The sequence below is a fragment of the Pseudoalteromonas sp. 31A1 genome (assembly GCF_011378815.1).
Taxonomy (GTDB): domain Bacteria; phylum Pseudomonadota; class Gammaproteobacteria; order Enterobacterales; family Alteromonadaceae; genus Pseudoalteromonas; species Pseudoalteromonas arctica.
Window position 1 is genome coordinate 89,713 of sequence record NZ_WTKY01000010.1, and the last position, 12,396, is coordinate 102,108.

Annotated in this window: 13 protein-coding genes; 11 read left to right on the forward strand and 2 right to left on the reverse strand. The window is 39.6% G+C overall.

Translation table 11 applies throughout. From position 1 onward, the window contains the following. Positions 1-2: 2 nt before the first annotated feature. Positions 3-563, reverse strand: a complete 561-nt coding sequence (locus GQR52_RS11130; protein WP_165728478.1) for a YajG family lipoprotein — start codon at positions 561-563, stop codon at positions 3-5. Next, positions 564-1,706: a methyltransferase gene (locus GQR52_RS11135; protein WP_165728479.1), complete on the reverse strand. Its 1,143-nt coding sequence runs from the start codon at positions 1,704-1,706 to the stop codon at positions 564-566. Positions 1,707-1,748: 42 nt separating this feature from the next. Between GQR52_RS11135 and GQR52_RS11140 the strand changes: the two genes are divergently transcribed. The 11 genes from GQR52_RS11140 to nqrM all read left to right on the forward strand — a co-directional run bounded on the left by GQR52_RS11140 (position 1,749) and on the right by nqrM (position 11,949). After that, complete coding sequence (locus GQR52_RS11140) at positions 1,749-2,360, forward strand: alpha-ketoglutarate-dependent dioxygenase AlkB (protein WP_165728480.1); 612 nt, start codon at positions 1,749-1,751, stop codon at positions 2,358-2,360. 54 nt (positions 2,361-2,414) lie between these two features. Further along, the gene (locus tag GQR52_RS11145; protein WP_165728481.1) at positions 2,415-2,726 is read left to right on the forward strand and encodes a BolA family protein; all 312 of its coding nucleotides are present in this window, start codon (positions 2,415-2,417) and stop codon (positions 2,724-2,726) included. 104 nt (positions 2,727-2,830) lie between these two features. Further along, a complete protein-coding gene (fabV, locus tag GQR52_RS11150; RefSeq protein ID WP_165728482.1) occupies positions 2,831-4,024 on the forward strand; it encodes an enoyl-ACP reductase FabV in 1,194 nt (397 codons plus the stop codon). A gap of 674 nt (positions 4,025-4,698) precedes the next feature. After that, a complete protein-coding gene (locus tag GQR52_RS11155; RefSeq protein WP_165728483.1) occupies positions 4,699-6,042 on the forward strand; it encodes a Na(+)-translocating NADH-quinone reductase subunit A in 1,344 nt (447 codons plus the stop codon). Between the two features lie 4 nt (positions 6,043-6,046). Beyond that, positions 6,047-7,249: an NADH:ubiquinone reductase (Na(+)-transporting) subunit B gene (locus tag GQR52_RS11160; protein ID WP_010555189.1), complete on the forward strand. Its 1,203-nt coding sequence runs from the start codon at positions 6,047-6,049 to the stop codon at positions 7,247-7,249. Next, positions 7,242-7,994, forward strand: a complete 753-nt coding sequence (locus tag GQR52_RS11165; protein WP_165728484.1) for a Na(+)-translocating NADH-quinone reductase subunit C — start codon at positions 7,242-7,244, stop codon at positions 7,992-7,994. Before GQR52_RS11160 ends, GQR52_RS11165 begins: the two co-directional genes overlap by 8 nt. Next, complete coding sequence (locus GQR52_RS11170; protein ID WP_007584891.1) at positions 7,994-8,626, forward strand: NADH:ubiquinone reductase (Na(+)-transporting) subunit D; 633 nt, start codon at positions 7,994-7,996, stop codon at positions 8,624-8,626. Before GQR52_RS11165 ends, GQR52_RS11170 begins: the two co-directional genes overlap by 1 nt. Positions 8,627-8,636: 10 nt before the next feature. Continuing rightward, on the forward strand, positions 8,637-9,245 hold the full coding sequence (gene nqrE / locus GQR52_RS11175) for an NADH:ubiquinone reductase (Na(+)-transporting) subunit E (protein ID WP_002958896.1): 609 nt from the start codon (positions 8,637-8,639) through the stop codon (positions 9,243-9,245). 19 nt (positions 9,246-9,264) lie between these two features. Next, positions 9,265-10,494: an NADH:ubiquinone reductase (Na(+)-transporting) subunit F gene (nqrF, locus tag GQR52_RS11180; RefSeq protein ID WP_007584893.1), complete on the forward strand. Its 1,230-nt coding sequence runs from the start codon at positions 9,265-9,267 to the stop codon at positions 10,492-10,494. A gap of 109 nt (positions 10,495-10,603) precedes the next feature. After that, the gene (locus GQR52_RS11185; RefSeq protein ID WP_165728485.1) at positions 10,604-11,635 is read left to right on the forward strand and encodes an FAD:protein FMN transferase; all 1,032 of its coding nucleotides are present in this window, start codon (positions 10,604-10,606) and stop codon (positions 11,633-11,635) included. 101 nt (positions 11,636-11,736) lie between these two features. Next, on the forward strand, positions 11,737-11,949 hold the full coding sequence (nqrM, locus tag GQR52_RS11190; RefSeq protein ID WP_007376137.1) for a (Na+)-NQR maturation NqrM: 213 nt from the start codon (positions 11,737-11,739) through the stop codon (positions 11,947-11,949). Positions 11,950-12,396: the final 447 nt, after the last annotated feature.

The window sequence follows — 12,396 nt, forward strand, 5'->3', positions numbered from 1 at the left end:
AGTTAACCTTCTAAAAATTCTATTAATTCAGGGTCAGATACAATGCGGGTAATAATTTGCTCAGTCAACTTATTGAGCTGACCTTCTATTTTTGCTCGCTCGTGACTAAACGGGCCTTCTAAATTCGCACTGCCTCTATACACTTTACTAAAATTACTTGAGGCGCGAATAACGCGCACGCCAAGCTCTATATGGGCTTCGCTGGTATGGCTCACAAGTTTTTCGGTCACAACAGCCTGCAGTGCATGAATATCTACTTCAAAGCGAACAGTTGCCAAGTTAGAAATGCTGGCACCATTGCGGCTAAGGGCGCTGTCTAAAACACTTTTAACTGATTCAGTAAGACCTTGGCTTGCAAAGGTTTTAGCTTTGTCTGATTCAATAAGTTTAAGTGTTGATGAGTCGCCACGTAAATCAATTACACTGGTGCTTAAGCTACTATTTATAGTGCTTATTTGACCACTTTTATAAACAGGATTGAGTATTACTTGGCTAGGCTGATTCGCACAGCCACCAAGTATTAGTAATACACAACACCCAATTATAATGTTTGTTAATTTCATTTATAGCATTCCACTATTTTTAGTTGCACTTAGAACGACAAACTTTTTGTTTGAGCCTAACAACTTACAGTTTCCGAACATACGGTTTAATTTATCGTGATAATCTAAATGACGATTACCAATAATACGCAGCTCGCCGCCTTCTTTTAAAGTATCTTTTGCTTGTTTAAACATTTGCCAAGCAATGTGATCGGTAACAGCTTGAGCTTGGTGAAATGGAGGATTACAAAGCACCATATCCACACTGTCTCTTTCAAAGCCTGTTAAACAATCGTTTTCGATGAACTCACAGTTATCAAACTTATCGCCTAGGTTAATTTCTACATTTAACCGGGCTGACTCTACTGCCATGTAAGACTCATCAACAAAGGTAATTGATGCATTAGGGCAACGAGCAAGCGTCATTAATCCAACAACGCCGTTACCACAGCCTAAATCAATAATGCTTTTAGCTTTAGGTGTTTCTGGTAAGTAGTTAAAAAAGAAGCGCGCACCAATATCTAACGAATCACGCGAAAACACATTTGCATGATTTGTTATATTAAACTCAGTACCTTCAAGCTCCCATGTTATAGGGAAGTCTGCTGCTTTATATCCGCCTTTAGCTGTGCTTAATATAAGGCGAGACTTTTTAACTGCTAGGCTTGTTGTTGTTTCACCAATAAATTGCTCAAATGATTTTATTGTTGAATTATGAATTTCTTTTGTTTTACCTGCCGCAATTACTGGTGTACCAGGCGCAAGTACTTCACTAAGTTCACTTAATTGGAACTGTAAAAAACCCACATTACGAGGGATTTTAATAAGTACTAAATCAACGTCTTCTGGTAATGCCGACAAACTATCTACTTGTGTAAAATCTGTAGTAGGCAATTTGTTTTCTTGTAAGTTATAAGCCGCAGCTTGGTGGCTAATATAAGAATCATTAACTGAACAAACCGTTAACTTATTAAAATAACAAGCAAGTGCACCAAAGCTATCGTTTAGAATAAGCAATGAGCGACAATCAGGGTGATGTTCGTTAACATAATTGATAAGGTACTCATCTGCCGAATCCCAAGCTTGTAAGCTGCGGTTTTTTTGATCCAATGGAAAGCGTTCAAGAGTAAAGGTTTTATCGCCTAGCTGGGCTTGCGTCGTCATAATGGTTCGTTGATCAGTAATCTAATGTAGGTAAATTCTAACATGCAACGGCAAAACGCCAACCCCCAACAGTTACCAAATGGCTTTTCTTATCAAAGTAGGGCACTTAGTGCGCAAAAAAGCCTCGATCTGTTTTATTATTTGCAGAAAAACCTACATTGGCAACAGCCCGATGTAACCGTTTATGGCAAAACAGGACCCATTCCACGACTTCAATGCTTCATGAGCGATTTAAATATTGAATACGGCTATTCAAGTAGTAAGCAAATAGTAGAACCGTGGGATGAGTTTCTACTTAATATGCGAAAGCGATTAGAAGCACATTTAAATCAGCCTCTAAACTCACTACTGGTTAATTATTACCGAGACGGAAATGATACGATGGGGTGGCACAGTGATGATGAAATAGAGCTTGGTGATAAACCAACAATTGTGTGTGTGTCGCTAGGAGCTGATAGGGTTTTAAAGTTAAAGCACAAAGCGAGTAATAAAGTGACTGATTTAAAGTTACAAAGCGGTAGTTGCCTAATAATGAATGGAGACAGTCAACGAGATTATCAACATGCAATACCCAAGCAAACAACGCTTGCGCACCCGCGAATAAGTTTAACTTACCGATTTATTAAGCACATTAAGCAAAAGCAATTTAGTTAGTTAATTTAACTTGTTATAGTAAGCCTATTAATTAGCTAATTAAAATGGTCTTTTATGTCAATGCAGCAACAGATCCAAGAAAAAATAAGCAGCGCCATTGCGTGTAAACATTTAAACGTAATCAATGAAAGTCATATGCACAGTGCCGGTACTGAGTCGCATTTTAAAGTTATAGTGGTTAGCGAAGAGTTCGCGGGTAAGCGCTTATTACAACGCCATCGTGAAATTAACGAAATTTTAAAAGATGAATTAGCAAATCATATTCATGCACTCGCTATTCATACATATACACCAGACGAATATACAGAGCAGGGCGGTGAAGCGCCTGATTCTCCTAATTGTATGGGCGGCTCAAAGCTTAACTAAAATAAATAGGGAATTTGGTCGGTGTTTAACTGATCAGATCAGTGTTTTTAGTATTAGCCTTTAAACTAGCGCTAATTTTTATTGTAAAAGATATAGGATGATCAATGGTCATTAAGCCTAAAATTCGTGGATTTATCTGCACAAACGCACACCCAGCTGGTTGTGCAGAGCATGTTCAAGAACAAATTAACTATGTAAAACAACAGGGTGCATTAAAAAGCGCACCAAAAAATGTATTAGTTATTGGCGCATCAACAGGCTACGGCTTGGCATCGCGCATTACTGCTGCGTTTGGTGGTGGTGCTAAAACATTAGGTATTTTCTTTGAAAAAGAGGGTACAGAGCGTAAAACAGGTTCTGCTGGTTGGTACAATACCGCTGCTTTTCAAGATGCAGCAGACGAAGCGGGCCTTTGGTCTAAAAATATTAATGGCGATGCGTTTTCTAACGAAATCAAGCAAAAAGCAATCGACACCATTAAAGCTGACTTGGGCAAAGTAGATTGTATTATTTACAGCTTAGCGTCTCCTCGTCGTACTGATCCAAATACCGGTGAAGTGTTTTCTTCTACACTTAAGCCAATTGGTAATGCCGTAACAACAAAAAACTTAAATACATCAAAGCGTGAAATTGATGAAATTACGGTTGAAGCTGCAAATCAAGACGATATCGACAACACCATTAAAGTAATGGGTGGTGAAGATTGGGAAATGTGGATAGACGCATTAAAAGAAGCAGATGTATTAGCCGATAACTTTAAAACGACTGCGTACACTTATATTGGTAAAGAGTTAACATGGCCAATATACGGACACGCGACTATTGGTAAGGCTAAAGAAGACTTAGACCGTGCAACGGCTGCTATTAAAGAATCAACAAAAAATTTAAAGGGTGAGGCGTATGTTTCATCACTTAATGCAGTAGTAACCCAAGCAAGTTCTGCTATTCCTATAATGCCGTTATATATTTCTGCTTTATTTAAAGTTATGAAAGCAGATGGCACATACGAAGGCACTATTGAGCAAATTCACGCATTATTTAGTGAAAACTTGTATGGTGAATCGCCTCGTTTTGACGACGGCGGGCATTTATTCCAAAACTACAAAGAGCTAGAGGACGATGTGCAAGCACGCGTTCAAGCTGTATGGGATAGTGTTGATACAAGCAGCCTTGATGAGCTAACAGACTATGTTGGTTACCATAATGAGTTTTTACGCTTATTTGGTTTTGGTATAGACGGTGTTGACTACGAGCAAGACATAGGTTCAGTTAAGCCAATTGCTAATATGATTGACTAACAGAGCTTAGGGCCTGTTTATCTTTCGAGGTTAAATTTGCAGCAGTCTGTTTGGTATTTAGGCAAGGCAGAGCCTACGTAGTGTGGTTATTCCCCATAAATGGGCGATAACGTAGCATTAATGCCAAACATGCGCTGCCCAAAGGGTTCTGCCTAGGGGCTATTTACTCTTTGTTGCCTAAATGGATGTAGGTAAGGGGCGTGAGCAGGACGCGGAAGCTTTGCTCGGTTTTTACTTAGCCCACTAGGTTACAAACCTCACGCCGCGATTAAATAGCCCCTAGATTGAACAAATTTTAATCCTGAAAGGTCAACAGGTCCTAGGTATTAAAGCCGCTATAGCGGCTTTTTTATATTATGCGATTTGTTTAATTTACGATGAAATCAGGAACAATAATTGCTTAGGCTACCACTTTGGTCTAACTTGATTTTAATTAAAGTCACTTAACAAAACCAAATAAGTGTTTCTGTCGTATAATTTTTATAAATACACTCGCATAGTCATCTAAAATGATGTTAAAATCTCGACAATATGTGATGAGTTTTACTACGTTGCTTGTTTGATATTTCTAGCAAGCTGCTCTTTTGTACCTTGATATAACTTGGAATAACTCAAATGGCGACGTGGTTGATACGATTTTTCAGTTTCTTTCCTTTAATGTAATGCAAGTGCGTATGATCAATATAAAAAAAGGTCTGGATTTACCCTTAGAGGGCTCGCCACAGCAAGTTATACATGACGGTTCTGCTGTCAAACGTGTAGCTGTGCTTGGTGAAGAGTTTATCGGTATGCGTCCAACCATGCATGTTCGTGTGGATGACCAAGTCAAAAAAGGCCAGGTACTTTTTGAAGATAAAAAGAACCCAGGCGTCCTATTTACTGCTCCAGCTTCTGGCACAGTAAAAGAAATAAATCGTGGTGCTAAACGTGTGCTGCAATCTGTTGTTATTGAAGTAACAGGCAGTGAGCAAATCACCTTTGACTCTTTCAAAGCAGACGAGCTTGCGAGCTTAGAGCGTGAAAAAGCCAAAGAAGTACTTATCCAGTCTGGTCAATGGACAGCACTTCGTGTTCGCCCATTCAGCAAAGTAGCGGCTGTGGATGCAAATCCTAGTTCTATTTTTGTGACCGCAACTGACACAAACCCATTAGCTGCAGATCCTGCAGTAATAATTGCCGAAAATGCGCAAGCATTTGAAGCGGGTCTTGCTGTTATTTCGCGTTTGACCGATGGCAAAGTATTTGTGTGTAAAAAAGCAGGTAGCCAAGTTCCTAGCTCATCTATAGCTCAAGTAGAAGTACATGAGTTTGGTGGTGTGCATCCGGCTGGCCTCGTTGGCACTCATATCCATCATCTTGATGCAGTTTCTGTTAGCAAACAAGTTTGGCATATTGGTTACCAAGACGTTATTGCGTATGGTCACTTATTCCTTACTGGTGAAATTTACACAAATCGTGTTATTTCGCTTGCAGGTCCTCGCGTTAAAAACCCACGTTTAGTGAAAACACAACTAGGTGCTTCATTGGATGATTTAGTGGCTGGTGAGCTAGAAGACGGAGATAACCGTGTTATTTCTGGTTCTGTTTTATCTGGTTCTATTTCAAACGGTGTTCATGCATTCTTAGGTCGTTACCACGTTCAAGTATCTGTTTTACTTGAGGGTCGCGAAAAAGAATTGTTTGGCTGGATTGCACCAGGTAGTGATAAATTCTCTGTAACGCGTACATTCCTTTCTCACCTTGCGCCGAGTCGTTTATTTAAAATGACAACGTCAACAGGTGGTTCAAAACGTGCCATGGTACCAATTGGTAGCTACGAGCGCGTAATGCCGCTAGATATTTTGCCTACTCTATTATTACGTGACTTAATTGCACGCGATTTAGACAGTGCAATTTCATTGGGCGCGCTTGAACTTGATGAAGAAGATTTAGCGTTATGTACCTTCGTTTGTCCAGGCAAATACGAGTATGGTTCTATCCTACGCGATTGCTTAACTACGATCGAGAAGGAAGGCTAGAGAGATGGGTTTAAAAAAATATCTAGAAGATATCGAGCCGAATTTTGAAGCCGGTGGTAAATATGAGAAGTTTTATGCACTGTATGAAGCAGCTGCAACTATTTTTTATACACCAGGCTACGTAAATAAAGGCGCGACACACGTACGCGATAATATCGACCTAAAACGCATGATGATTTTAGTGTGGATGGCGACGTTCCCAGCTATGTTTTTTGGTATGTTCAATATCGGCCATCAGGCCGCAGGTGCTTTAGCACAAGGTTTTGAACTAGCAAACACGTGGCAAGTTGGTTTGTTCCAGTTATTCGGTGGTGAATTAACCGCTGATGCAGGCTGGGGCGCTAAGATGTTCTATGGAGCATGTTTCTTCCTGCCTATCTACGCGGTAACATTTGCAGTAGGTGGTTTTTGGGAAGTAATATTTGCTTCTGTGCGTAAGCATGAAATTAACGAAGGTTTCTTCGTTACTTCAGTATTATTCGCACTTATTTTGCCTGCAACGATTCCTTTATGGCAAGTTGCATTAGGTATTACGTTTGGTGTAGTAATCGCTAAAGAAATCTTTGGTGGTACTGGCCGTAACTTCTTAAACCCTGCTTTAGCCGGTCGTGCGTTCTTATTCTTCGCATACCCAGCTCAAATCTCGGGTGACACAGTATGGACAGCAGTAGATTCTTTCTCTGGTGCAACTATGCTAGGCCAAGCATTTGCTGGCACACTTGATTTTGCAAACATGGAATTATGGTGGAATGCGTTTTACGGTTTCATTCAAGGTTCTGTAGGTGAAACATCTACACTTGCATTATTAGTAGGTGGTTTGTTCTTAATTTACGTTCGTATCGCTTCTTGGCGCATCGTACTAGGTGTATTCCTAGGTATGGTAGCAACTGCATTTTTACTAAATGCTGTTGGCTCAGAAACTAACCCTGTATTTGCAATGCCTTGGTATTGGCATTTAGTACTTGGTGGCTTTGCGTTCGGTATGTTCTTTATGGCTACTGACCCTGTATCAGCTGCATTTACTGACAAAGGTAAATTAGCATATGGTCTATTAATTGGCTTTATGGTGGTTATGATACGTGTTGTGAATCCTGCTTTCCCAGAAGGTATGATGCTAGCAATCTTATTTGCTAACTTATTCGCTCCACTGTTCGATCACTTTGTAGTGCAGGCTAATATTAAGCGGAGGTTGGCACGTAATGTCTAGTAATAACGAATCAATCGGTAAAACGTTATCAGTTGTTGTCGCACTATGTTTAGTGTGTGCAATCATCGTATCGTTTGCTTCTGTACAGCTTCGTCCTTTACAGCAAGCTAATAAAGAAAAAGATATTCAAAGTAATATCTTGGCTGCTGCGGGTATCGATAAAGTTGAAAATGTTTTAGAAACATTTGATGCAAAAATCGAAGCGCGCGTTGTAAACATGACTACAGGTGAGTTTGTAGATACAGACCCAACAATCTTTGACTTTGAAAAAAGCAAATATGATGCAGCGCTAAGTGTTTCTCTTAAAGAGAAAGGCGTTAAAGATATTGCTGGTATTCAACGTGTGACTAAAGAGTCGCCGGTGTATATCTCTAAAAAAGAAGATGGCTCAGTTGATGCAATCATTCTTCCTATCCAAGGCTACGGCTTATGGGGCTTAATGTATGGTTTTATCTCGCTTGAAAGCGATGCTGAAACAGTTAAGAGCATTATCTTTTACAAGCATAATGAAACCCCTGGTCTAGGTGGCGAAATTCAGAATCCACAGTGGACGGCTACATGGGAAGGTAAAGAACTTCCAATTCAAATTGTTAAAGGTACTGCGGGCAATGATGAGCATAAGATCGATGGTCTTTCAGGTGCTACATTAACGTCTAACGGTGTTGATCATGCAGTTGATTTTTGGACTGGCGAAAATGGCTTTGGCCCTTTCCTTGCGAAAGTACGTAAAGGAGCATTGAAATAATGGCTGATACTAAAGAAATGAAGGCGGTCCTATTTGGTCCGGTTTTAGCTAACAACCCAATCGCACTACAAGTACTTGGTATTTGTTCAGCGCTAGCGGTAACGTCTAGCTTAAAAAATGCGTTAATCATGTCAATTGCATTGACACTAGTAACAGCATTTTCGAGCTTCTTTATCTCGCTTATTCGTAACCAGATCCCATCATCTGTTCGTATCATCGTACAAATGACAATTATTGCATCATTGGTAATCGTTGTTGACCAAGTATTACAGGCATTCTCTTACGCTACGGCAAAAGAGCTTTCTGTATTCGTTGGTCTAATCATTACTAACTGTATCGTAATGGGTCGTGCTGAAGCATATGCGATGAAGTCGCCACCAATTATGTCTTTCCTTGACGGTATTGGTAATGGCTTAGGCTATTCTGTAGTACTACTTACTGTTGGTTTCATTCGTGAGCTATTCGGTAAGGGTTCACTATTCGGTGTTGATATTATCCCATTAGTACAAGATGGCGGTTGGTATCAGCCTATGGGTCTATTGATCTTACCACCGAGTGCATTCTTCATCATTGGTTTATTCATATGGGTACTTCGTACTTATAAGAAAGACCAAGTAGAAGCTAAAGCGTAAGGGGCAGATAGTGGAACATTATATTAGTTTATTTGTAAAAGCCGTTTTTATTGAGAACTTAGCGTTGTCATTCTTCTTAGGCATGTGTACTTTTTTAGCAGTATCTAAAAAAGTAACTACATCAATTGGCCTAGGTATAGCGGTTATAGTTGTATTGGGTATTTCTGTACCTGTTAACAACTTGGTTTACCATGCGGTACTTGCACCCGGTTCACTTACTTGGTTAGGTTACCCGGATGCAGATCTTAGCTTTTTACGTTTCTTAACTTTCATTGGTGTTATTGCAGCACTAGTGCAAATACTTGAAATGGCATTAGATAAGTTTTTCCCTGCACTATACAACGCGTTAGGTATCTTCTTACCACTTATCACAGTTAACTGTGCAATATTTGGTGCGGTATCATTCATGGTTGAGCGTAACTATAACTTCGGCGAGTCTGTTGTTTATGGTATTGGCGCTGGTGTTGGTTGGGCACTTGCAATTACATTACTTGCAGGTATCCGTGAGAAACTGAAATATTCAGACGTGCCAGACGGCTTACGTGGTTTAGGTATTACCTTCATCACTGTTGGTTTAATGGGACTTGGCTTTATGTCATTCTCTGGTATTTCACTGTAAAGGGTAGCGAGGATAAATCATGGATTATCAGATTTTCTTAGGCGTTGGTGTTTTCATCGCTATCGTTGTACTACTAGTTTTAGTGATCATTGGTGCTAAATCTCAGTTAGTTGCAAGCGGTGACATCATCATCGGTATTAATGGCGATAAAGACAAAGCCATTACTACATCAGCAGGTAATAAGCTTTTAAGTGCATTATCTGAGTCAGGTATTTTCGTATCATCTGCTTGTGGTGGCGGTGGCTCTTGTGGTCAGTGTCGTGTTCACATTAAAGAAGGTGGCGGCGATATCTTGCCAACTGAACTTGATCACATATCTAAAGGTGAAGCCCGTGAAGGCTGTCGTTTAGCGTGTCAGGTAAATGTTAAAAACGACATGGAAATTGAACTTGAAGAGTCAATTTTCGGTGTTAAAAAATGGGATTGTGAAGTTATCTCTAACGATAACAAAGCAACGTTCATTAAAGAACTTAAACTGCAAATCCCTGGTGATGAGTCAGTGCCTTTCCGTGCGGGTGGTTACATCCAAATTGAAGCGCCACCTCACCATGTTAAATATGCAGATTTTGATGTTCCTGAAGAATATCGTGGCGACTGGAACCATTTTGGTTTCTTCGATCTGGAGTCAAAAGTAGACGAAGAAACTATTCGTGCATACTCAATGGCTAACTACCCAGAAGAAGAAGGCATCATTATGCTTAACGTGCGTATTGCTGCTCCGCCTCCGAGAAACCTAAGCTTGCCATGTGGTAAAATGTCTTCGTACATTTGGTCACTTACAAAAGGCGACAAGGTAACTATTTCAGGTCCATTTGGTGAGTTCTTTGCTAAAGACACAGATGCAGAAATGATCTTTGTTGGTGGTGGTGCTGGTATGGCGCCAATGCGTTCACATATCTTTGACCAACTTAAACGTTTAAACTCTAAACGTAAGATGAGCTTTTGGTATGGTGCACGTTCTGAACGTGAAATGTTCTACGTAGAAGATTTTGACGGCCTAGCGGCTGAAAATCCTAACTTCGTATGGCATACAGCACTTTCAGATCCACAACCTGAAGATAACTGGGAAGGCTATACTGGCTTTATCCATAACGTGTTATTTGAGAACTATCTTAAAGATCACGAAGCGCCGGAAGATTGTGAGTACTACATGTGTGGTCCTCCAATGATGAACGCTGCAGTTATCACTATGCTTAAAGATTTAGGTGTTGAAGACGAAAATATCTTATTAGATGATTTTGGTGGCTAACACTAATACCAAAACAGTTTAGTTTTGGTTAAAATACCAGCCTCGTAGCACTTGTGTTACGAGGCTTTTTTTATTCTTTAATTTTATCAATCTATTAAGTAGAGCTGTTATGAATCGAGTAAGTACTTCACAAGGCATAATGGCCTTTTTACTAATCACACTGATCTTATTACTGTCTGGGTGTGGTGAAAAACCAGAGTCGAGGGAAACCTTTTTAGAAGGTAAGACTATGGGAACCACTTATCATATTAAATATTATGATGAGCAAACCCAGCTATCGGCCTCACAATTACAGCTACAAATAGACGCTGTTTTAAAAGATGTAAATCAGTCTATGTCTACTTACATAGAAGACTCTGAAATAAATACATTTAACAGATTACCTGCAAATCAAGTGATGCCAATTAGCGAAGATTTTAGGGCTGTTATATCTGAGTCTATTCGCTTAGGTGAATCAACTAAAACACTTGATGTAACCATGGGACCTCTCATTGACTTATGGGGCTTTGGTCCTGATAAAAAACCAACCAATCGCCCAACAGATGAAGAGCTTGCTTCAATGGTTGAAAAAATAGGTATTGATAAGCTTATTTTAAATGAACAGGGTTTAGCTAAAACAGTTAATGGGTTAGAGCTTTCGTTTTCAGCAACGGCTAAAGGCTACGGTATCGACAAAATAGCGCAGCTATTAGAAAGCCACAGTATTACTAACTACATGGTTGAGATTGGTGGTGAGCTACGTATAGCGGGTGAAAAGCCAAATAACCAGGATTGGAAAATTGCGATAGAACAACCAGATGCACAACCTGGAGAGCGTAAAGTACACCGTGTTTTATCACCAGGTACAAGTGGGATCGCAACATCAGGTGATTACCGTATTTTTTATAAAATGGATGGGGAGATCTATACTCATTTAATTGACCCTGTAACCGGCATGCCTATTAAGCACGACTTAGTGTCGGTAACTGTGCTTCATCCAAGCGCTATGACAGCAGATGGTTTAGCGACTGCTCTTACTGTGATGGGTATGGAGAAAGCTCAGGCATATGCTCAGCAGCACGATTTGCCAGTGTATTTAATAGGTAAATCAGAAGAGGGTTTAGTTACTTATTCAAGCCCTGCATTTAAACCTTATTTATAGTATGGTGCAGCCTTGTTTATTTCCAGATTATTTGGGTATATAATAACACTTGCTCAAAAATGTTTGAGTTTAATTAATTGCTGATCAATAGGGGCTAAGCAATGTCACTTTTTCTTCTTACTTTTGGCTTACTAATTTTAATAGTGTCGGCAATGGCCGTTGGTATGATCGTGCAAAAAAAATCTATGGCAAGTAGCTGTGGTGGTTTAGGTTCGGTTGGTATTGATAAAGCCTGTGATTGCGATGATCCATGTGATAAACGCAAAAACCGTTTAGCTAAAGAGCAAGCCTGGAAAGAAAATCAAATTATTTAAGTTCTCTTAAATATTAAAAAGCGCTTTATAGCGCTTTTTTTGTGTCTGTAAAACCTCTTATCTTTTTTATTTCATAAGTAATCCAATCTTAATGTATTAGACAAACGTCTATAGTTTAGTTTTTTTCACCTATTAGGTTTATTTTTCTCGTTTGTCAAATTGGAGCTAACACTCTAAAGTTTAATCATAGACACAGAGCAAGGCTCTAGTCATAAGCTTGAGGCAAAGTTGGTCTCGCTTAAAAGAATCTTTATATTGTGTGTGAAGATGTTGTCAGTGTGAAAGGCAACTCAAATTCGGTGGTGACTACATTTGAGTTGTTTTTATTTCCCTACAATGTCACGCAGTGTAAACCAAAAATCTTTATATTGTGTGTGAAGATGTTGTCAGTGTGAAAGGCAACTCAAATTCGGTGGTGACTGCATTTGAGTTGTTTTTATTTCCCTA

What these genes read in the sequence shown, in the direction of transcription:
- nqrF (WP_007584893.1), top strand. Translation starts at nt 9,265, where the DNA reads ATGGATTATCAGATTTTCTTAGGCGTTGGTGTTTTCATCGCTATCGTT.
- GQR52_RS11140 (WP_165728480.1), top strand. Translation starts at nt 1,749, where the DNA reads ATGCAACGGCAAAACGCCAACCCCCAACAGTTACCAAATGGCTTTTCT.
- GQR52_RS11145 (WP_165728481.1), top strand. Translation starts at nt 2,415, where the DNA reads ATGTCAATGCAGCAACAGATCCAAGAAAAAATAAGCAGCGCCATTGCG.
- GQR52_RS11165 (WP_165728484.1), top strand. Translation starts at nt 7,242, where the DNA reads ATGTCTAGTAATAACGAATCAATCGGTAAAACGTTATCAGTTGTTGTC.
- GQR52_RS11130 (WP_165728478.1), bottom strand. Translation starts at nt 563, where the DNA reads ATGAAATTAACAAACATTATAATTGGGTGTTGTGTATTACTAATACTT.
- GQR52_RS11185 (WP_165728485.1), top strand. Translation starts at nt 10,604, where the DNA reads ATGAATCGAGTAAGTACTTCACAAGGCATAATGGCCTTTTTACTAATC.
- GQR52_RS11160 (WP_010555189.1), top strand. Translation starts at nt 6,047, where the DNA reads ATGGGTTTAAAAAAATATCTAGAAGATATCGAGCCGAATTTTGAAGCC.
- GQR52_RS11155 (WP_165728483.1), top strand. Translation starts at nt 4,699, where the DNA reads ATGATCAATATAAAAAAAGGTCTGGATTTACCCTTAGAGGGCTCGCCA.
- nqrM (WP_007376137.1), top strand. Translation starts at nt 11,737, where the DNA reads ATGTCACTTTTTCTTCTTACTTTTGGCTTACTAATTTTAATAGTGTCG.
- fabV (WP_165728482.1), top strand. Translation starts at nt 2,831, where the DNA reads ATGGTCATTAAGCCTAAAATTCGTGGATTTATCTGCACAAACGCACAC.
- GQR52_RS11135 (WP_165728479.1), bottom strand. Translation starts at nt 1,706, where the DNA reads ATGACGACGCAAGCCCAGCTAGGCGATAAAACCTTTACTCTTGAACGC.
- GQR52_RS11170 (WP_007584891.1), top strand. Translation starts at nt 7,994, where the DNA reads ATGGCTGATACTAAAGAAATGAAGGCGGTCCTATTTGGTCCGGTTTTA.